Annotated in this window: 17 protein-coding genes; 4 read left to right on the forward strand and 13 right to left on the reverse strand. The window is 62.5% G+C overall.

Features of this window, described 5'->3' with window-relative positions:
- Nucleotides 1-10 precede the first annotated feature (10 nt).
- The 8 genes from HV670_RS15265 to pobA form a co-directional block, all read right to left on the reverse strand.
- Nucleotides 11-2,827, reverse strand: coding sequence for a bifunctional glycoside hydrolase/polysaccharide deacetylase family protein (locus HV670_RS15265; protein ID WP_175105630.1), 2,817 nt, complete (start codon nt 2,825-2,827; stop codon nt 11-13).
- Nucleotides 2,828-3,499: 672 nt separating this feature from the next.
- Nucleotides 3,500-4,360: an endo alpha-1,4 polygalactosaminidase gene (locus HV670_RS15270; RefSeq protein WP_175105631.1), complete on the reverse strand. Its 861-nt coding sequence runs from the start codon at nt 4,358-4,360 to the stop codon at nt 3,500-3,502.
- Nucleotides 4,361-4,559: 199 nt separating this feature from the next.
- Nucleotides 4,560-4,943, reverse strand: coding sequence for a 4-carboxymuconolactone decarboxylase (pcaC, locus tag HV670_RS15275; protein ID WP_175105632.1), 384 nt, complete (start codon nt 4,941-4,943; stop codon nt 4,560-4,562).
- Nucleotides 4,940-5,731 carry a 3-oxoadipate enol-lactonase gene (gene pcaD / locus HV670_RS15280; RefSeq protein ID WP_175105633.1) on the reverse strand — a complete coding sequence of 264 codons (792 nt, stop codon included), beginning with the start codon at nt 5,729-5,731 and terminating at the stop codon, nt 4,940-4,942. Before pcaD ends, pcaC begins: the two co-directional genes overlap by 4 nt.
- A gap of 13 nt (nt 5,732-5,744) precedes the next feature.
- A complete protein-coding gene (locus HV670_RS15285; RefSeq protein ID WP_175105670.1) occupies nt 5,745-7,106 on the reverse strand; it encodes a 3-carboxy-cis,cis-muconate cycloisomerase in 1,362 nt (453 codons plus the stop codon).
- A gap of 27 nt (nt 7,107-7,133) precedes the next feature.
- Nucleotides 7,134-7,706: a protocatechuate 3,4-dioxygenase subunit alpha gene (pcaG, locus tag HV670_RS15290; RefSeq protein ID WP_175105634.1), complete on the reverse strand. Its 573-nt coding sequence runs from the start codon at nt 7,704-7,706 to the stop codon at nt 7,134-7,136.
- A gap of 1 nt (nt 7,707) precedes the next feature.
- Nucleotides 7,708-8,415, reverse strand: coding sequence for a protocatechuate 3,4-dioxygenase subunit beta (gene pcaH, locus HV670_RS15295; protein ID WP_175105635.1), 708 nt, complete (start codon nt 8,413-8,415; stop codon nt 7,708-7,710).
- 51 nt (nt 8,416-8,466) lie between these two features.
- The gene (gene pobA, locus HV670_RS15300; RefSeq protein ID WP_175105636.1) at nt 8,467-9,645 is read right to left on the reverse strand and encodes a 4-hydroxybenzoate 3-monooxygenase; all 1,179 of its coding nucleotides are present in this window, start codon (nt 9,643-9,645) and stop codon (nt 8,467-8,469) included.
- A gap of 123 nt (nt 9,646-9,768) precedes the next feature.
- Between pobA and HV670_RS15305 the strand changes: the two genes are divergently transcribed.
- Complete coding sequence (locus tag HV670_RS15305) at nt 9,769-10,707, forward strand: LysR family transcriptional regulator (RefSeq protein WP_175105671.1); 939 nt, start codon at nt 9,769-9,771, stop codon at nt 10,705-10,707.
- An 88-nt stretch (nt 10,708-10,795) separates the two neighbouring features.
- Here HV670_RS15305 and HV670_RS15310 read toward each other — a convergent pair whose 3' ends face one another.
- The 3 genes from HV670_RS15310 to HV670_RS15320 form a co-directional block, all read right to left on the reverse strand.
- Nucleotides 10,796-12,358 (reverse strand): hypothetical protein, encoded by a 1,563-nt coding sequence (locus HV670_RS15310; RefSeq protein WP_175105637.1) that lies wholly within the window; start codon nt 12,356-12,358, stop codon nt 10,796-10,798.
- A 190-nt stretch (nt 12,359-12,548) separates the two neighbouring features.
- Nucleotides 12,549-13,154, reverse strand: a complete 606-nt coding sequence (locus HV670_RS15315) for a copper-binding protein (protein ID WP_175105638.1) — start codon at nt 13,152-13,154, stop codon at nt 12,549-12,551.
- Between the two features lie 54 nt (nt 13,155-13,208).
- Nucleotides 13,209-14,168, reverse strand: a complete 960-nt coding sequence (locus tag HV670_RS15320; RefSeq protein ID WP_246257478.1) for a hypothetical protein — start codon at nt 14,166-14,168, stop codon at nt 13,209-13,211.
- Between HV670_RS15320 and HV670_RS15325 the strand changes: the two genes are divergently transcribed.
- Both HV670_RS15325 and HV670_RS15330 read left to right on the forward strand, forming a co-directional pair.
- Nucleotides 14,158-14,316, forward strand: coding sequence for a hypothetical protein (locus HV670_RS15325; protein ID WP_175105639.1), 159 nt, complete (start codon nt 14,158-14,160; stop codon nt 14,314-14,316). The genes HV670_RS15320 and HV670_RS15325 overlap by 11 nt on opposite strands.
- A 648-nt stretch (nt 14,317-14,964) precedes the next feature.
- Complete coding sequence (locus HV670_RS15330; RefSeq protein ID WP_175105640.1) at nt 14,965-16,599, forward strand: complex I subunit 4 family protein; 1,635 nt, start codon at nt 14,965-14,967, stop codon at nt 16,597-16,599.
- A 253-nt stretch (nt 16,600-16,852) separates the two neighbouring features.
- Here the strand turns inward: HV670_RS15330 and HV670_RS15335 are convergent, their stop codons facing one another.
- Nucleotides 16,853-17,089 carry a hypothetical protein gene (locus HV670_RS15335; RefSeq protein WP_175105673.1) on the reverse strand — a complete coding sequence of 79 codons (237 nt, stop codon included), beginning with the start codon at nt 17,087-17,089 and terminating at the stop codon, nt 16,853-16,855.
- Between the two features lie 302 nt (nt 17,090-17,391).
- Nucleotides 17,392-18,141, reverse strand: a complete 750-nt coding sequence (locus HV670_RS15340; protein ID WP_175105641.1) for a CerR family C-terminal domain-containing protein — start codon at nt 18,139-18,141, stop codon at nt 17,392-17,394.
- Nucleotides 18,142-18,241: 100 nt separating this feature from the next.
- Here HV670_RS15340 and HV670_RS15345 point away from each other — a divergent pair, with 100 nt between their 5' ends.
- Nucleotides 18,242-19,381: an HlyD family secretion protein gene (locus HV670_RS15345; protein ID WP_175105642.1), complete on the forward strand. Its 1,140-nt coding sequence runs from the start codon at nt 18,242-18,244 to the stop codon at nt 19,379-19,381.
- Nucleotides 19,382-19,398 lie beyond the last annotated feature (17 nt).

The following is a 19,398-nucleotide window of genomic DNA, read 5'->3' on the forward strand; positions in this document are numbered from 1 at the left end:
CACGCTTGCTTCACGAACCACAGTTGACCTCGACTTGGTGGTATTGGATGTCCTGGCCGGTCACGGCCGTCAGATCGAGATGCAAATCGTCACCCCGTCGCGCGACGGCCTTGCCGTCGAGATTGACCCGGCATGCGCCGACGTTCGCGAGATCGAGCGAAGGCTGGTAATAGCTGCCGACCTCGAAGTTCAGCGTGCCCGGACCGCGCACCATCTTGCGAATGAAGCCACTTGCCGCTTTGACATAGGGCTGCGTGACATCCCCGGTCGCCAGCGAGAAACGCGCGCTCGAACCGGCCATATGGATATACGTGCCGTCCGGAGCGGGCGTGAAGCCCGCGACGTTGCTCGAACTGGCCAGGTTTGGCTTGACCGCGCTCGGGTAGCGCAGCTCGCGCAGCTCGCCGTCGCCGCGCACGAGCCAGCTGTCGCCGTCACGCGCGACCGCGAAGTTCTGCCAGTCGATCGCCTTGAGCGCATATTCGGACGCGAAGATCGGAAACACCGACTGCTTGAGCACGCTCTGGTAGATCTCCTCGAGCGCCCGCAGCGACGCGATCTTGGTACCGCTGTACATATGGAAGTAAAGATTGATCGGCTTGAAGCGACGCGGCTCGTTGGTCATCGCATACGTTTCGAGCACGCGTGTGAAGCCGTAGAACGGTCCCTGCCAGTCGTCGGTATAAACATTCTCATCCTGGTTCGGCGCATAGACCTGGAACGCATCGGGGCCCTTGTCGACGCCGATCGGCGCGATATTGGTCCAGCTGTTCGCGGTTTTTGTGATCACCGTGTCGCCGCCATTGATGTTGAGCACACCCGCCTCATAGGTCTTGCGGACCGCGATCCCCGGGGGCTCACAATTGCCCGACCATTGCAGGATCTTGACTTTCTTGCCGGGAGGCGCAAGGCGCGAGTTGATGTAGTCGATCGAACCCGTGATCTCGCGATCGAGGTTGAAGGTATAGTTTGGAATATTCAGTGAGAATGCCGAGTCGCCGCCGCCCTGGTCGATCGTGCTGCGGTGCTTGACGCGCTCGCCGGTGCCTTCCTGCACGTCTTCCCACTCGAACGGATGCGAGTAGGTATGTGTACCGATCTCGACGTTCGGCAGCAGGAACATCTGGCGTGCGATCTGTTCGAGCCGCGGGGACAGTTGCGGATACAGGCCCTTGGATCCGACTTCGCCTTCGATGACCGACAACGTGGTCGGCACCCGGTACTTGCTGAACAAGCGATCGTAGAGCGCCTGGCCCGAGAAGTCCGGCCCCGGGAACTCGCAGCGCGACGCAAAACCGTCGCCGTCGACGTGAACCATGAAGAAACGATGACCATTCTCGGTCGTCGTGTCGGGCATCGGCATCGGCTTGAGCGCGAGCGCGCGGCTCAGGAAATCCAAGGGCTGGATCGCCCAGCGTTCCTGCCCGATCGAGTTCAGCGAGGCGATCGTAAAGGGCGACAGTGCGTACCCGCCCCAGGGCGTCAGCGCGACGGGATCGTAGACAAAGTCGCCGGCGGCGAGGCGCAGCAGCGACGTGCCGTTATCGCCGACCTTGATGCCGTCGGCATCGCGTCCGTCAGCTGCCGGCATGACCTCAAAACCGATCATCGGGTCCTTGCTGACGATCGAGACCTGACCGCGCGGGCGACCGTCGAACGTCGTGAGACCGAGCGCCGCGCCGGCCTGCGGATTCATCACGAAGCCGAAATCACTGAAGAACACCGTCCGTACATGGTCCGCGATGCGAGCGAGGATCCACTTCTCCCAATCCCCGCTCGAGTCGACCGGTGCGCGTTCGAGCCAGACCACGATGCCCGCGTAGCGGTCTGGGGTCACGTGGCCGGGCAGCGGCTTGTTGACGTCGGCATACTCGATCGTATAGCCGAGATAGTTGAGCGGCATCGCGAGATCACGCACGCCCGCGCTTTCATCGATCGGCTGCGTCGGGTCGGTGTCCTGCACGAGCAGGATGCGGCGCGGGATCACTTCAATGCGGCCAATGCCGACGCTGTCGAAGCCCGGGTCGGTGACATACGGCGCGAGGCCGATGCTGTCGCCCACGGCGCGCACAGCCTTGGCATCGTCGCGCGCACACGCGCGGTCCAACGCGGGGCAGAAGTCGATGGCGATCACCGGCACCTGGAAGTCTTGATGAATGCGCTGCGCATCGGCAAGCGTCGCAGCGCGCTGGGCCTCAGGCACGGGGACCGGGGTCTGGCCGTTCGCATCGAGGCCGCGCATGACCGACCCCGTCACGTAGGCGTAGACACGCGGATGAGTCTGAGGCAGCAGGCTTGCACCGCCGTGCTGGACGATCCGGGCATTCTGGAAACGTTGAGCAGCGGTATCGATCAGCGTCGCGACGTTGTGCTCCCGCGTCGCGCGCGCATCGGCGTTGGGCGCCGACGCAAACAGCGCGTCGAGGCCGTCGAAGGCGAAACCGCGATAGCCCTGCTGCCACAGCGGCGCGAGCGTCTGTTCGACAAAGCTGCCGGACAGATTGGTCGTGTCGGCGGCGACATTTGCGAGGTCGACGCGCGCGATCCACGTCGTGTGCTCGAGCGCATGTTCGGTCGGCTTGAACGTGCTCGAAGGCGAAACGACGACGGCGTCATACGCCTGCAACAGCGTGACGACAGGAGAAGGATCACTGTAGAAAAACGCGATGTTCGGCAAGGCGCCGGCCGGCGCATCGGTGCCGGCGGGCACGGCGTTCGCGGCTGCCATGGAATTCGGTGAAACGACGGCGGGCGACGTGGCACTGGCGCCCGTCGCGGCCTGCACCGGGACCGACAGCGCGAGCCCCAATGCGGCGGCCAATGTCACGGAACGCCCGTCGCAAGCAATGCGATGGAATCCCGAAACAAATACCGTCCTGCAACGCCCCCGGATAAACCCCAGCATTTTCCGATGCATAAATTCGCAGATCACTTAATTTTTGTTGCGGACACAAAGAATCGTCCGGCCCCGTTGCCAAGTTCACGACGCGCTAAACGGCCTTTAAACAGCGAACTGTAAAAGCAGTCACGTCCAATCAAGGCAGCCTGTATCGGCTGCTTTTGGCAGGTTTGTCGAGACAAATCGGAAAGCGGACATCATTGCGCTCTATGGCGCGCGCCGGTTCTTACCGGACTACCGCTGAAGACCGCGAGTGACAAGGGTTAGCAACAAGGCCAACCCCGTCTTACGGCTGCGCTTGTAAGAAGCGCGAAAGGGTGCGGTCATACCGAGTCTTTTTTTGTAAGGCTCAAACCCGGAAGCGATTGTGTTTTAACTTTCAAAACTACGCAATCATTTTTTCTACCAATAGAATCCCGACGCGAGACTAAGCGTGATTTTGGTTCGGTACCGCACAAATATTATCTAGCGCGCAAACTAATTGATTAACCGGTAGGAAAATTTTCCCGATCGGGAAGTCGTCCTATCTGGCCTGGTTTATCTTCAGATACTTCTGGCACGCTTTTTTTCCAAGTCTCGTTGGAAGAAAGCAGCTCGAAATTAATCGGCCGTATTACCCGTGCCCATGGTTTGCAAGCCGCCGTCGGCGACCCACGGGATCATTCCAAGGGCCCGAATTTGCGTAGCCGTGTCGCGCGCGCACGCCGTGTCGGCAGGGTCGCAATAGTCGATCGAGACGAGTGGCAATCGATAACGTTGGCGCACCGTGCGGGCTTGATCGAGCAGCCAGTCGTGGTCCTGCGGTGACACCACGACATAGCTCCGCCTGCCCTGGTCCCAGCCGCGAAAGAGCGACTCGAACGCAACAGCGTCGACGATAGTGTGGATCCGCGGCAGCAGCTCGAAGCCTCGGTTCAAGATCAGGTAGGCACCCGGAAAGCGCTTGTGGATCGCGCGGATCACGGCCACCAGCCCCGCCTGTTGCGCGGCACGCTCGGCGTCGGTTGTCGCGACCAGTTGGTACGAATCCAGTGTATCGAGAAAGAAGCCGCGATAGCCCTCACGCCAGAGCGGCGCAACGACCTGGTCGACGAGAAACGCGGGCCAGCCTGCCGACGTCTGGTCGACTATGGAGGACTGCCATGCGTCGTTCGTGCCATGCAGCCAGCCCGGCGGGATCGCGCCGAAGTAGGGGCGCGAGGGATGGACCTCGCCGACGCTCACATACGCGTACCAGATCGGTTTGGACGGTGCAACGATCGCGGGCGGGGGCACAAAACCGTGATCGGGCTCGATGACGGCCGCGTCATAGCGAGCGAGTTCATCGACCGGCGGATGCTCGCCGTAGAAAAAGGCAATCGAGTGCAGGGCATCGGCCGGATCGGTGTCGGCCAGGGCCGTGCGACCCATGGCGAGCCATGCCGAGACCACGCAGACCAGCGCACGTGCAAGTCGCCCCATTTGGAATGTCTTCCCCGTAGTCGGCGCCGACGGCGCCTTCATCATCGACCGGCGCCGGCGGCGCGTTCGTCAATCCTGTGCGCCAGAGGCGTCTCGGACCTGTTCGACGGTAGCCATGGGCACCATCGAGCCAGTCCGAGCGCGCATTATGCAGGACAGCGGTGACGGATGCGATACGGGGAACAGCTGAGCGCAAGGACTACTGTGCGTCTTCCTCGGCGAAGATCGTCTGCGCGAGATGGAATGCCGAGTTGGCCGCGGGCACGCCGCAATAGATCGCGGTCTGCATCAGGATCTCCTTGATCTCGTCACGCGTCACGCCATTGTTCTTCGCGGCGCGCAGATGCAGTCCAAGTTCCTCGCTGCGGTTGAGCGCGACCATCATCGCGATCGTCGCAATGCTGCGGGTATGGCGCGGCAAGCCCGGGCGCGTCCAGATATCGCCCCACGCATGGCGCGTGATCATGTTCTGGAACTCGCTGGTCAACTCGTTGCGGTTCGCGAGCGAGCGATCCACGTGCGCATTGCCTAGCACCTCGCGACGCACCTTCAGGCCGGCTTCGTAACGCTCGTCTTCTGTCATGCCTGTTCCCCTAGAAAATCGAGCACGGTATGGTTGAATTCCTCGACCCTCTCGAGGTTCGAGATATGCGATGCGTCGAGCTCGACATAGCGCGCATCGCGGATCGAGGCGGCGAGTTCCTGCCCTTGCGCGGGCGTCGCGGCGAGATCGTGCGTGCCGCCGATCACCAGCGCCCGGGCGCGGATATTGTGAGTCTCGCCTCGCAGATCGGCCGTGCGAATTGCATCGCAGTTCGATGCATATCCTTCGCCGTCGGTGTGCACGAACACGTCGCGGATCTGCGCGAACATCAGCGCCTCACGCTCGAAGAAGCCGGGCGTGAACCATCGCGGCAGCACGGCGCCGGCAAGCGCGCTCATGCCTTCGTTGCGTGCGCGCTCGGCCCGCGGCAGCCAGACTTCATCGGAACCGATTTTCGCGGCCGTATTCGCGAGCACCACGCGATCGATGCGCTCCGGATAGCGGGCTGCCAGTGCAACGCCCGTGAGCCCGCCCATCGAGATGCCGCAAAAATGCGCACGATCGATGCCGAGTTCGTCAAACAGGCCGAGCACGTCGCCGGTCAACTGTTCGATCGTATAGCTGCCGGCCGGCGCGGCCGAATGGCCGTGACCGCGCGTGTCGTAGCGCAGCAAGCGGTAGCGCGCTGAAAACGGGGCAATCTGTGGCGCCCACATGGACAGATCGCTGCCGAGCGAGTTCGACAGCACGAGCCACGGCGCATCGACATCTTCCGGACCATCGACCCGGTAGTGGATGTCGACGCCCTTTACGCTTGCGTAAGGCATAAACGATTTCCTTTTACGACTTGAATGCTTGATGGGAGGCCAGCGCAGCATCGACCATCGCGTGCGCCTGGCCCACATAGTTGGCCGGATCGAGCAGGTGTTCAAGCTGGCCGGCGCTCAGATGGGCAGTGACGGCGGCATGGGTGGACAGCACCTCGAGCAGGCTACGGCCCTCCATCACGGCGGTCTTCGACGCCTGCTCGATCAGATGATGCGCGTCGAGCCGGCCGATCGCATCGCCGAGCGCGAGCATCACGGCTTCACCGAGAATCAGGCCGTGCGTGGTGTCGAGGTTGGCCGCGAGACGTTCGGTGTTGACTTCGATGCCGGCCACGAGCTCCTTGATCTGAGCCAGTGCGCCACCGGTCAGTCGTGCGAGATCGGGTAGCGCTTCCCACTCGGCCTGCCAGCCGCCGAGGGCGCGCTCGTGCTCCTGGACCATTCCGGCAAACACCGTGGCGACCAGGCCCGGCGCGCGTATCGCGGCCGTCAGCACGGCGGCGCAGCCGACCGGATTGCGCTTGTGCGGCATGGTCGATGAGCCGCCCTTGCCTGCCGAAGCGGGCTCGGCGAGTTCGCCGATTTCCGTCTGCATTTGCAGGGAGACGTCGCGTGCGATCTTGCCGAGCGTACCCGTCAGCATGCCGAAGCTCGCGGCCGCCTCGGCGATGCGGTCGCGCTGGGTATGCCATGGCAGTGCCGGCAATGCGAGGCCGAGTTCATCCGCGAGGGAACGTGCGACTGCGGGCGCCGCGTCGCGCAGGCTCGCGAGCGTGCCCGCCGCACCGCCGAACTGCAACGCGAGCACACGCCCGCGCACGCTGCGCAGACGCTCGCGATGGCGGCTCAGCGCATCGAGCCATTGCGCGAACTTGAGACCCAGTGTGATGGGCAAGGCCTGTTGAAGCCAGGTCCGGCCGACCATCGGTGTCGCGCGATGCGCGCGCGCCTGCATCGCGAGCGCATCGCAGCACGCCTTGAGATCCTGCTCCAGCAGTGCGAAGGTCTCGCGCAGTTGCAGCACGAGTCCCGTGTCGATGATGTCCTGACTTGTCGCGCCCCAATGCACATACTTCGCCGCTTCGGCATCGGCACGCCTGACGTTGGCGGTCAGCAGCTTGACCAGCGGTATCGCGAGATTGCCCCCGGCCGCCGAGCCCGACATCAGCGCGGCGCCGTCGATCTGTTCCGCATGACACGCCGCTTCGATCGCGGCGAGCGCGGCATGCGGAATCACGCCGTGTGCGGCCGAAGCACGCGCAAGGGCGGCCTCGACATCGAGCATGCGCTGCACCGTTGCGCGCGGCGACCAGACCGCGTTCATCGGCCCGGTCCCGCAGATCAGGTCGGTCAGCCGGCCGGCCGCTTCGAACATCGGTTCTGAAATCAAGGAAGGCTCGCCTCAGAAATCAAAGAACGCAGTCTCGACATACGCTCCGACACTTTGCACGACGACGTTCCATGTGAACGTATCGTCAGCCGTCGGATTGGCGATCAACGTCCCGCGGCGCGCGGCGGGCACCGCATTGAGCAGGGGATCGCCCGCATTGGCCGGCGTGTCCGGAAAATAGACGCGCGTGTAGAGCGGCCTGAGCAGGCCACGCATCGAAACCTGCACGCCGATATGCGGTGCCTGGCGTTGTCCGTTCGGGCCGTCGGTCGCGCCCGGCATGATCGTCTTGAGCGTGAAACCGCCATTGGAATCGGTACAGATCCGCGCGAAACCTCTGAAGGCCTGCGTGGGTTTGCGCTCGGCATCGAGCGTGGGAAACGCGCCGTTTGCGTCGGCCTGCCAGAATTCGAGCACCGCATCGGGCACGAGAATGCCGTTGCCGTCGATCACTTTGCCGGAAATCGTGATGCGTCTGCCCGGAATCTCCGCGGCGCTCGCCTGCTTGATCAGATCGCCGTCGTCGAGCCACTCGAGGCCGATGCGCAGATAGGGACCCACTGTCTGGGAAGGTGTGCCGAACATCTTATTTCTCCATCGGCGTCGCGTCGCGACCCCGCAAAACGATATCGAACTTGAAGCCAAGCGCCCAGTCGGGAAGCGTGGTTTCCCAGTCGAAGCTCGAGATCATGCGCTCACGCGCGATCTCGTCGGCCGTGCTGTTGTAGATCGGATCGAACTTGAGCAGCGGGTCGCCAGGAAAATACATCTGTGTCACAAGCCGTTGCAGAAAGGCGTCGCCGAACACTGAGAAGTGGATATGCGCAGGGCGCCATGCATTGAAATGATTGCCCCACGGATACGCACCCGGCTTGATCGTGATGAAGCGATAGCGGCCTTCGCTATCGGTCATCGTGCGGCCGGCGCCGGAAAAATTCGGGTCGAGCGGCGCGTCGTGCTGATCCGCCTTGTGCGGATAGCGGCCCGAGGCATTGGCCTGCCAGACTTCGACGAGCTGATGGCGCACCGGCCGCCCGTTTTCGTCGAGCACGCGGCCCGACACGACGATGCGCTCGCCGAGCGGTTCACCCGCATGCTGGCGCGTGAGATCCGCGTCGGACTCGCGCACGGCATCGTGGCCGAATGCGGGGCCCGTGAGTTCGGACAAGGTCTGCGGCACGATGACGAGCGGTTCGCGCGGCGAGCGCTTGCCGCTCGAACGGTATTGCTCGAATTGATGCTCCGGCTGGCTGTTCCAATAAGGCCGGCGGTATTGCGCAAGCTCAGACGACATGACGACTCCTCTCAAACGATAGTTCCTGAAGCGTGTTGATCGCTGGCCGCACTACTCGGCAAACGGCAAGCCGACATAGTTCTCGGCCAGCGCGCTCGCCGCGGCATGCGATGACGACACGTACTTCAACTCGGACAACTTCAAGCGATTGACGAACGGCGTCTCGTCGAACGACGGATGCAGCATGTTCGTCATGAAATAGGAAAAATGCTCTGCACGCCAGACACGCTCGAGGCAATGCGACGAGTAAGCGTCGAGCAGATCGGTGCTTCCGTCGAGGTAGCGTGAAGCGAACGCCTTCGAAAGCACGCGCACGTCGGCCACCGCGAGATTCATGCCCTTCGCGCCGGTCGGCGGCACGATATGAGCGGCATCACCCGCGAGGAACAGGCGCCCGTATTGCATCGGCTCGGTCACGAAACTGCGCATCGGCGTCACGCCTTTCTGCGTGATCGCGCCACGATTCGGCAACCAGCCTTGGTCGTTCTCGAAGCGCGCAAGAAGCTCGTCCCAGATCCGATCGTCGGACCATTCGTCGAGCCTTTCATCGGGTCGGCACTGCAGGTAAAGGCGCGTGACGTCCGGCGAGCGCATGCTGAACAAGGCGAAGCCGCGCTCGTGATGCGCATAGACCAGTTCATCCGCCGAGGGCGGCGCGTTGGCAAGAATGCCGAGCCACGCGTAGGGATAGACGCGTTCAAAGGTACGCAGCACATCGGCGGGAATCGTGCCGCGCGAGATCCCGTGGAATCCATCGCAGCCGGCGATATAGTCGCAGTCGAGCGTGTGCTGGGTGCCATCGTGCGTAAAGCGCACCTGGGGTTGGGTGGACTCGATATCGTGCAGCGACACCTCCGACGCCTCGAAGAACAGCGCATGGTTGTGTCGCTGCGCAGCGGCAATCATGTCCCGTACGACTTCATGCTGGCCATAGACCGTGATCGAACGACCGCCCGTGAGGCTGCTCATGTCGATGCGGTGCAGCCGGCGCTCGAACAGCAGTTCGATGCCGTGATGCAGCAATCCGTCTTTGGCCATGCGCTCGCCCAGACCCGCTTCGTTGAGCGTATCGACCGTGCCCTGCTCGAGCACGCCGGCGCGAATCCGGTTTTCGCAGTATTCGCGCGAACGCATTTCGACGACCACCGAGTCGATGCCCTGCCGGCGCAGAAGATGAGACAACAGCAGGCCGGCCGGCCCCGCTCCTATGATCGCAACTTGGGTACGCATGATATCTCCGCTGACTGCTTGGAATTGTTGAATAGGATTTTCCGCGCAAATTCCACTATTCGACAGAGCGATTTTGGAGATATGCTTTATATGTTAAAGCGATAAGCCGCCATGGACACCCCGATGCAGGACCTCGATTTGAACCTCATTCCATTTCTGGTCGCGCTCGACGAGAAACGCAATGTCAGCAGCGCAGCGCGCGCGCTCGGTGTCAGCCAGCCTCGCGTGAGCACGGCGCTGGGCCGCCTGCGCGAGTATTTCAACGACCCCCTGTTCGTGCGGACCTCGCGGGGCATGGAGCCCACCCCGCGCGCGCTGGCACTCGTGCCGGCGGCGCGTGAGGCGCTCGACCGGATCCAGAAGGGCATGGTCGAGACGCATAATTTTGACCCCGCGACGACCACCGATACCTTTTCGATCGCGCTATCGGACGTCGGTGAAATCGTCTTTCTGCCGCCGCTTTTGCGCGCGTTCGCGCAAGTCGCCCCGCGCGCGAAGCTGCGTTCGGTCTCCTTGCCGCCGACGGGCATCGAGCGGGGCCTTGAAGGCGGCGAGGTCGATCTGGCGATCGGCTATTTTCCGGACCTCGCGGGCAGCAACTTCTTCCAGCAGCGGCTGTTTACCCACCGTTTTCTCTGCATCATGCGCAGCGGACACCCGTTGGCAAGCGGCAAGCTGACGCTCGAACGATTCGCCAGTTGCGGACATGCCGTGGTCCGCGCCGAAGGACGCAGCCAGGAAGTGCTCGAGAACTACCTCGAACGCCACCGGATTCGCCGGCGCACCGTGCTCGAGACATCCCACTTCATGAGCCTGCCATTCATCCTCGGCAAGACGGATCTGATCGCGACCGTCCCACATGCGATCGGCTATGCCTATGCGGCCGAACACGCATCGATTGCCTATGCCGAGCCGCCGTTCACCCTGCCGCGCTACGATCTCAAGCAGCACTGGCATCGGAAGTTCAACAACGATCCGCGCACGACGTGGCTGCGCGCGCTGGTATCGAGCCTGTTCAACGACGAACGCGATGAGTGGCGGTGGGTACCCGACGCAACCTGAACCTCGATGGAAAGAAGCTCGCCATCCACGCAGGAGGATGGCGAGCTTCGGAACAGCAAGCTAGCCGGGGAACCACCGGCCCCCAGGATCAGCGATGGTGGCCCGTCACGCGATGCCAGGCGTCCCTGACCACGCGTTTGAGATGGTCCCATTCCGAATCATCGGTGTGTTGCAGTGGACGCGATTCTCGCTTGCCGACCCTATCAATTTGCGCACCGTAATCGTCCTCGGTTCCTTCTGCATAACGACGGTCATCGTCATCATACGGGTCTGCCCCGAACGAGGCACCATCGTCGAGCACTCGCTGGCGGGTCGCCCGCTTGTCGTCGAGCGGCGAGCGCAGGCCCAGTTCCGAGCGCACGTCGGTTGCAGGATCGACTGGCGCCGCACTCCAATCGGTGCGCACAGCGGCGGCGGACGCTTCTGCAGCCGCCCGTGAATCCCTTGACGGCGCTGGGGGTTGCGAGCCGCCTGCCGGTGCCCCCGGCGTGGCCGCCCTCGCCGAGCGTTCGTCAGGCATCAGTTCCGGGCTCAGCGTCTCCTCGCGCAAAGGATGATTCCGGGCTGTCGGGGGCGCCCTGCGGTCGTCTTCCGAAGCCGCGGCGCGAAGGACAGCGGGATCGTCCGCGCGGCGCGAGTAAATCCGCACGTTGCGACTGATCGTCGAACGGCCCTGCCGCTGCGACGAGGCTTCTCTCATCGCCTCGTCACGGTTGCTCGCAAAACCCGCATCATCAAGAAACATCTCCTGGCCCGATCCGAGTCGATGATCCTCGCGGCTCGACACGAGCGCGTCGTCGGAGCCAGGCGTGCTGTCCGAGGACATCCGTCCCGCTTCAAGGCGCTCAACCTGCCGGCGTTGCGCTTCGCGCTGCGCTGCCGCCTCCGCGCGGCGTGTTTCCTCGCGAGCCGCTTCAACGCGCGCCGCTTGCTGCCGGAGCGTCTCAATGTGATCCGCCTCGCGCCGGGCGGCTTCGAGTTGCTCCGACTCCATGCGGTCGGCCTCGGAGAGGTAGGGATCGGGCCGAACCACGGCACCGCTCGGCATGCCGGCGCCTACCGTATCCGACCGGGAAGCGACATAGCCCGTCGGGTCCGCGGGATCCATGCTGGTCACATTGCCAGGCATGGCAGCGGAACGCGGCGCAGGAGACTGCGCGGCAACGCTTGGAGCAGTGCCTTCCTCGGACGCATAGTCGGGCCTCCGCCAGCTCATGACCCGCTCATCGAGATCGTAAGCGCCGGCGCGAATCAGAATGTCCGAAGCCAGCGTCTCCTCGAGGTCATCTTCGACATCGACGGCCACCAGGGTGCTGCCCCGCCGGACCGCTTCCTCGTACCGCGCCATTTCCCTGTGTTGATCTTCCGGGCTGAAGAGATCCCTGAAAAATTCCGAAAGACGTTCTCCGAGACTCTCATCCGCCCTTGCCTGCGGTTGCGCAGCGGGCGTCGGGCTCGCGGGGGACCCGCTCAGGAAATCGCTGCCGACGCCTGCAGCCGACGGATAAGCCATGCCTTCGTCGACACCTCGTGGTGTGCCGCCCGCGCTGACACGGATCGATGCCGGCTGAAATCGCGCGTCCAGCAGGGCAGCTTGCGCGCGGCGAGCTTCGTCAGAAGTCTCGAATACACCTACGACGGTCTGTCTCATGGTTCCCTCCGGCGAGTATTCGTACCGGAGGACACGCAAGGGATGTTCCCGCTTCGTTGCCGGCCCCGCGAGGCCGCCCGCAAGGCACATGCCTGCGCGAGTGGCGCATGCCCATCGCACTTTTACAAGGTGTTTGCAATCGTGCATTGCGCCGACAACGCCGCACGCTTCGTCTCATGCATCCATCTTTTTACTTCACGGGCACGCCATCCCGGGTGATTTCCACAGCGGCCGCGGACACAAACTGCGCGCGCACGCTGTCGCCGACCTTGAGCCGGTCGATCGAGATCTCGGGCGGCGCACGAAATACCTCGGTGCGCGACGGGCCGCGCAGGGTGACAAGCCGCTTCTTGCGGTCGATCTTCTCGACGGTGGCGACGATCTCGACACTGCGTGCCGACGCCGTCTCTCCACCCGACAATGGCGTGGTCAGATCCGTGTCGATCCGTTCGCGTATCCCGTTCGACGCGACCTTGTCGGCATGAACGAGCAGGGCATTCCGATAGGCGATCTCGACCCTGTCGCCGACCTTCAGCTTTTGCACATCGCCGACATCCGGGCTGACGGCCACCACGACGTCGTTGCCGCGCGGACCTTCGAGCACGATGCTGTTCGAATCGGTATCGATGTCGACGATGCGTGCTTGAACATGGGCCAGCGTGCTTGACCCGATACCGCCCTGAGCGTCCCCGCTTTGGGGAGCGGATGCCGCCGCCTGTGCGGCACACGAAAACGCGAACACAGCGCTCAGTGCAACTGAACGCGCGAAGCACGGGGGATCAGAGCGTCTTGTCATAGGTTTCTCCACGAGTTTCTCCCGGAAAAAAGCCGACCCGCATTGCCATGCATTCTAGAAACGATAGCCGATACCTGCAAAGATCACATCGGTGTCCCGATCGTAGCGCGTGACGACCCGGTTCCAGGTCAGTCTCGCGGCCCAGTGCGGCGTGAACCGATAGGCACCGGAAATCGAGACCAGGCCTGAGAACTTGCCTGTGCCGGGTCCGGGCGAAGGACTGTTTTGATGCTCGTTGATCGCGTAGTAGCCTCCGAAGCCGACACCCAGCGTGATGCTGTCGTCGATGAAGGCGCGTGTCAGCCAGAGTTGCGAAGTGATGCCGTCGCGACGCGCGATCTCGCTGCTGCCTTCGTGCAGGTAGCCCACGGTGAGATCGAGATATTTCGCGAGGCCGATCCGGTAGTCGACGGCAGCCGCAAGCGCCACTGGCGAGCTTGTCGAGTTCACGATCGAATTGCCGAAATAGAGCGTGACTTCCTGATGGGTGACCTTGGTCGAACTGCCGGATGCCCATTCGCGGGGCCCCGGTCTGTCGGGCGCGTCGAGCTGGTAGCCGAGCCCGAACAACATGCCGACCGAGTCAGGACCGCCGAATGCCTGGACGCGATTGAACTGCAATTGGAGGACCACCCGATTCGACAGGTAGTACGCCGCACGCGCGCTGTACACGACGCCCCAGCCGTGGACATTCGAGTAGCTGCCGCCTTGTTCGGCGGTGGTGGTATCGAAATAGCGATACGGGCCGAGCCCCGCCTGAAATACGAGACGCCGGTCCGCAAGCGGCAATCTGGCCCAGAACTGCACGGACTGTCCGTCGCGATGATGGTTCGGAATATGGCCTTCGTTGAGCCACATGAAACTCGCGGCGAAATACTCACCGAGCCCCTCCTGATAATTGAAGGCCCAGGTATAGGTATGCGTATCGCCCGAATGCGAGCGACCGCCGAACATCGAGAACTCTTGCGCAAAGGCGTCACGAACGGGCCACCCGAACGCGAGCATGAATACCATTGATACTGCTGATACCGTGGGTATCGACTTTAATGCGACGATACTCGATCTTGCACGGGTCAACCGCGGCCCTCGTATTTTGTCGCCCCGCAAGACGCATGCTCGCCTCAAGCAGAAGGTTCGCACTGCTCCACGGCCGGATTGCTGAAACACGCCACGCTCCTCGATACTTGCTGATGATCGCTGCATTCTGGCCCGATCGTAGATAAGGCATTGCCTCGCCTTTGCCATCCGAACGGCGCACTGAGGCGGGAAAATCCCCGACACCCTTGGCGCGTGCGGCGACAAAATAATGCGCTAGTTAATTTCGCCATCTGGATATTCGCCGCAAGCCAACGACCTCAAATCACAACACGCCAAGAATTTTTCTTGGATAGCCGAGCGGCATTTCGAGAAGGAGTTACCAGCGCAGATGGCAGCGCAGGGGAGCACGAAATCCAAAGCCATTTCATCGCGGTCGTTTTTTGATATCAGACGATAAAATATCGAGGCATTTAAATCGCAATAATAATTTTTTCTGAACTAAACGATCCGATCGAAGCGCCGTTGGTGTCGATTCCAACGCAAAGCCTCTCACTCTCGCGACTGGGCGCGCTACGAAATACCGCACCGCGACATAATTTTTATATCGTTGGTCCACGTTAACCCGTATCATGGCGGTCCAGAGCTTGGAGAGCGAAACGCATCCCTGGCAGGCGGCCTGGTCTCAAGGCCAAATCCTTCGATTTGCTTTCCAATATCTTTCATTTTCAAAGCATCCATTGTCGCGTCGCAGCAATCAAGGTCTCGTCACGTAATGCATTCGCTTCCGTATCTCAGTCTGTCCATCTGGGTGCCGATCCTCTTCGGTGTCGCAATCCTCCAAGTCGGTTCTGATGACAAACCGCAAGCCGCCCGGTGGCTCGCACTCGCCGGATCCGCCCTCGGTCTTCTACTGACCTTCCCCCTCATCGCGGGCTTCCACAATCACACCTCCTCGATGCAGTTCGTCGAGCGGCTCGACTGGCTGCCCGCCTTCGATATCTCGTACCACCTCGGCATCGACGGCATCTCGCTGTGGCTGACGGTATTGACCGCCTTCACGACACTGCTCGTCGTGATCGCCTCGTGGACAGCCATCACCGCGCGCGTGCCCCAATATCTCGCGGCGTTCATGTTCCTGTCCGGGCTGATGAACGGCGTGTTCACCTCGCTCGACGGCATGCTGTTCTTCGTGTTCTTCGAGGCGACGCTGATTCCGATGTATCTGCTGATCGGCTCGTGGGGCGGATCGCACCGCGTGCATGCGGCGGTCAGGTTCTTTTTCTTCTCGTTGGTCGGCTCGCTTGCCATGCTGGTCGCGATGCTGTACCTGTACCAGCAGTCGCACACTTTCGACATGGCGACCTGGCAGACGATACGGCTCGGGCTGGTGCCGCAGGTGCTGGTCTTCATTGCGTTCTTCGCCGCGTTCGCGGTCAAGGTGCCGATGTGGCCGATCCATACCTGGCTGCCGCAGGTCCATCTCGAAGCACCGACGGGTGCATCCGTCGTGCTCGGCATGCTGAAGCTCGGCGCCTACGGCTTCCTGCGTTTCTCATTGCCCGTCACGCCGGATGCCAGCCATCTCTTCGCACCGGTGATGATCGCGCTGTCGCTCGTCGCGATCATCTATGCGAGTCTCGTCGCGCTCGCGCAGACCGACATGAGCAAGATGCTCGCCTATTCGTCGATCGCGCATATGGGGCTCGTCACGCTTGGGCTGTTCGTCTTCAACAGCATCGGCATGGAAGGCGCGATCGTGCAGATGATTTCGTACGGCTTCGTGTCCGGCGCCCTGTTCCTGAGCATCGGCGTGCTCTACGAGCGCACGCAGACGCGCACGATCGATGCATATGGCGGTGTCGCCAACGTCATGCCCCGCTTCGCGGTCTTTTTCATGCTGTTTGCGATGGCGAATATCGGGTTGCCAGGCACATCCGGGTTCGTCGGCGAATTCCTGGTGATCATGGGCGCGGTCAAGTTCAACTTCTGGATCGGGGCGCTCGCCGCGCTGACACTGATCCTGAGCGCGGCCTACACCTTGTGGATGTACAAGCGCACGATCTACGGCGTCGTCCACGACAAGCGCATCGCAAAGCTGGCCGACCTGAACAGGCGCGAGTGCGGCATGCTCGGCGCGCTCGCGGTGCTCGTGCTGGTGGTTGGCATCTATCCGAAGCCGATGACCGATGCAATCGGTGCCGCCTCGACGACGCTGCTCGTCTACGCCAACGAGTCCAAGCAGCCGGTGGACGGTGACGGGGTTCCGGCCAGGAATGCTGTCGTGCAGAACAGCGACCCGGCTCCGGCCAGGAACGCCGTCGCGCAGGACAGTGATCCGGTTCAGGGAAGGAATGCCGTCGTCCAGGATGGGAATCCGGCCCTTCAGCGCGCGCACGCTCCGACATAACCATCGAGGATACGAGTCGTCGGCTTTGGGTGCGGGAGGGGCGGCCAGTCAGAGCGGGCCTTGCACGCTCCGACATGACCATCGAGGATACGGGTCGTCGGCTTTGGGCGCGGGATGGACGGCCAGTCAGGGCGGATGCAATCCGTCTACAACTAGGCACATGCCTGGCGTAGTCGAGGGTTGTGCGCCTGCGGGAAGAAGAGGACGGGGCACACGCTTTCAGGACTTGAAAGGTAGAGCCCCGCCCGGTATGTCAGTTGTGCTGTTCCCCCGGCAATTCGGCCCCGTGCGCGCGAATCGCGGCGATCAATTCGGCAGCGGTGATCTCGTATCGCATGTCGCGATGAATTCCCGGCTTCTTTTCATTGATATCAATCAGTAATACGGCCTTTCCATCAGCCGTCGCGTCGAGACGCACGACACGCACGTTCTCGCCATTTGCTTCATCCTGCTCGATCAACAGCGTCATGCTGCCTTGGGCGCCGCTCATACCACTTCTCCAGTTGCCAACATTTGGGTCAATTCTAACGGCTGGCATGAATAGATGCATCGGGCCATCAGCAATTGTTCGCCATTTACTTTTAAGAGAAGCCTGAAAAAAACAATAGAGGCGCTCGAACGGCACGAGATGCCGTACACGAGGCGGCAAGCCGCGTGTCGTCCCCTCGTCATAGGTGCTTCATGGATTGACGGTAGGCGGAGCAGGTCGAAATTGAGACCGGCCGAATCGCCACCGAGTGATGCTCCGAAAGTGCGCCCTAAGCGCCGCCCAAGCGCCCCAAGCGCGCGCTCTCAGGCGGAACGCTTGCTCGCGGCGCGGCGGTGCGGCGTTGGACGCGCTTCGCTCCATTGCCGAAGCAGGATGCGAGTCTGTTCGCGGACCGTGGCCTTGAGCAGTTCGCCCTTCTCCGCATCGATCTCCTTCCATCCGAGCAGCCCGAGCGTCGTCCGGGGAGCGGCGTGGAACATAAGCAACTGCCCCTGCAGGCTGAACATCCGGATCAAGGTGACCGGATTGTCGGCCGCCATGCCCGTGATCCGGGCAATCAGTTGCGCGCCGACGTCATTCACCGGCTTTCGAAGACGCTGCGTCAAGACTTCGGAAGCCACGCTCGGTTCGTGACCCGCTTGCTCGCGCGCAAAGAAGAGCCGCGGGTTGAGCGCACCGGAGGTATTGGCTTTGACGATCATCCGGTCCGCGATGACTTCCTGAATGCGGACGAACGCATCGATGAGTGCCTCGGCATCCGCCTCACCGCGCAGGACTTCGGTCGCATGCGCGACGACCGGTTCGAATTTCCGCCACACATCGTCGGCAATGTATTCGGCACATGCCCGGAAAACGCCTTCCTTGTTTTCGAAGTAGTACTGGAGAGCCGGCGCGTTGACACCCGCGCGCGCGGCGATGTCGCGCGTCGACGCCCCCTCGAAACCATGCTCGCCAAACAATTCGATCGCTGCTTCGATGATCCTCAATCGTGTCTCATCGCCCCGCACGTACCCGCCCGCGGACGGACGACGAAGCCGCTTTGCGTCGCTCATGCGCGCTCCCTCCTGTAGCAAGATCAAAATATATCACTTGACACAATTTTACCGGCTGGAATAATTGTTCCATCTGGAAATAATTTACCCCGGGGAAAAGATGTCAACGACAGCAGGATCGCCTCCACAAGGTTTGCCGCAGGATCCTGCCGCTGCGCCATCGCGGCGATCGGGCAGGCGCTTCGCCCTGATGGTGATCGGGATAGTTGCAATTGTCCTCGCGACGGTCTGGCTGGCGCGCTGGTGGACCGTGGGCCGTTTCATCGAGACCACCGACGATGCCTATCTGAAGGCGGACAGCGTCACCGTAGCGCCGAAAGTCAGCGGATACGTCACGGACGTCTACGTCGGAGACAATGCGACGGTCAAGGCCGGGGAGCCGCTGGTGCGGCTCGACGCCCGCCAGTATCAGGTCTCGCTCGATCAGGCCCAGGCGACGATCGACGCACACGAGGCGGACATCCAGCGCGCCCAGGCCGATATCCTGCAGCAGCGCGCCAATATCGAACAGGCACAGGCCCAGCAACAGGTCGCACGCATCAGCGCCCAGCATGCGCGCGACGAAGTTGAGCGGTATGCGCCGCTGGCGGCGACCGGAGCGGAGACCAGCGAGCGGCTGGCGGAACTGACCAGCACGCGCGACCAGGCCCTTGCGACGCTGGCGGCCAATTCAGCGGCGGTCGATGCCGCACGCACGCAGATCGCCGCGACGACCGCGCAGATCGCCCAGGCCCGCGCCCAGCTCGAGGCCGCGAAGGCGAGCGCGCAGCAGGCCCGACTCGACCTGCAGGACACCGTCGTGCGCAGTGCGCTGGCCGGCAAGGTCGGCGACCGTTCGGTGCGTGTCGGCCAATACGTGCAGCCCGGTACGCGGATGCTGACGGTCGTACCGGTGCAAAACACCTATCTCGAAGCCAACTTCAAGGAAACACAGGTCGGGCATATGCGCGTCGGCCAGCCCGTGATCCTGCACGTCGACGCCCTGCCCGGTCAGGAACTGCGCGGCGTGGTCGACAGTTTTTCGCCGGGCACCGGAGCGCAGTTCGCGTTGCTGCCGCCCGAGAACGCGACCGGCAATTTCACGAAGATCGTGCAGCGCGTACCCGTACGAATCCGCCTCGATGTCAGCCCTGCCCTGCTCGCGGTGCTACTGCCGGGCTTGTCTGTCACCGCCGACGTGGATACGCGCTCCGCTCATGAGGACAACAAGTCCGACAATGCGGAAGACAAGCATGGTTGATCCCGCAGGCATGACCT

Source organism: Pararobbsia alpina, from assembly GCF_902859895.1.
Taxonomy (GTDB): Bacteria; Pseudomonadota; Gammaproteobacteria; order Burkholderiales; family Burkholderiaceae; genus Pararobbsia; species Pararobbsia alpina.

Excerpts from the sequence above, each read along its gene's own strand:
- pcaH (WP_175105635.1), bottom strand. The coding sequence starts at position 8,415 with ATGTCGTCTGAGCTTGCGCAATACCGCCGGCCTTATTGGAACAGCCAG.
- HV670_RS15320 (WP_246257478.1), bottom strand. The coding sequence starts at position 14,168 with ATGGTATTCATGCTCGCGTTCGGGTGGCCCGTTCGTGACGCCTTTGCG.
- HV670_RS15345 (WP_175105642.1), top strand. The coding sequence starts at position 18,242 with ATGTCAACGACAGCAGGATCGCCTCCACAAGGTTTGCCGCAGGATCCT.
- pcaC (WP_175105632.1), bottom strand. The coding sequence starts at position 4,943 with ATGACAGAAGACGAGCGTTACGAAGCCGGCCTGAAGGTGCGTCGCGAG.
- HV670_RS15310 (WP_175105637.1), bottom strand. The coding sequence starts at position 12,358 with ATGAGACAGACCGTCGTAGGTGTATTCGAGACTTCTGACGAAGCTCGC.
- HV670_RS15285 (WP_175105670.1), bottom strand. The coding sequence starts at position 7,106 with ATGTTCGAAGCGGCCGGCCGGCTGACCGACCTGATCTGCGGGACCGGG.
- pcaG (WP_175105634.1), bottom strand. The coding sequence starts at position 7,706 with ATGTTCGGCACACCTTCCCAGACAGTGGGTCCCTATCTGCGCATCGGC.
- pobA (WP_175105636.1), bottom strand. The coding sequence starts at position 9,645 with ATGCGTACCCAAGTTGCGATCATAGGAGCGGGGCCGGCCGGCCTGCTG.
- HV670_RS15340 (WP_175105641.1), bottom strand. The coding sequence starts at position 18,141 with ATGAGCGACGCAAAGCGGCTTCGTCGTCCGTCCGCGGGCGGGTACGTG.
- HV670_RS15335 (WP_175105673.1), bottom strand. The coding sequence starts at position 17,089 with ATGAGCGGCGCCCAAGGCAGCATGACGCTGTTGATCGAGCAGGATGAA.
- HV670_RS15330 (WP_175105640.1), top strand. The coding sequence starts at position 14,965 with ATGCATTCGCTTCCGTATCTCAGTCTGTCCATCTGGGTGCCGATCCTC.
- pcaD (WP_175105633.1), bottom strand. The coding sequence starts at position 5,731 with ATGCCTTACGCAAGCGTAAAGGGCGTCGACATCCACTACCGGGTCGAT.
- HV670_RS15315 (WP_175105638.1), bottom strand. The coding sequence starts at position 13,154 with ATGACAAGACGCTCTGATCCCCCGTGCTTCGCGCGTTCAGTTGCACTG.
- HV670_RS15270 (WP_175105631.1), bottom strand. The coding sequence starts at position 4,360 with ATGGGGCGACTTGCACGTGCGCTGGTCTGCGTGGTCTCGGCATGGCTC.
- HV670_RS15325 (WP_175105639.1), top strand. The coding sequence starts at position 14,158 with ATGAATACCATTGATACTGCTGATACCGTGGGTATCGACTTTAATGCG.
- HV670_RS15305 (WP_175105671.1), top strand. The coding sequence starts at position 9,769 with ATGCAGGACCTCGATTTGAACCTCATTCCATTTCTGGTCGCGCTCGAC.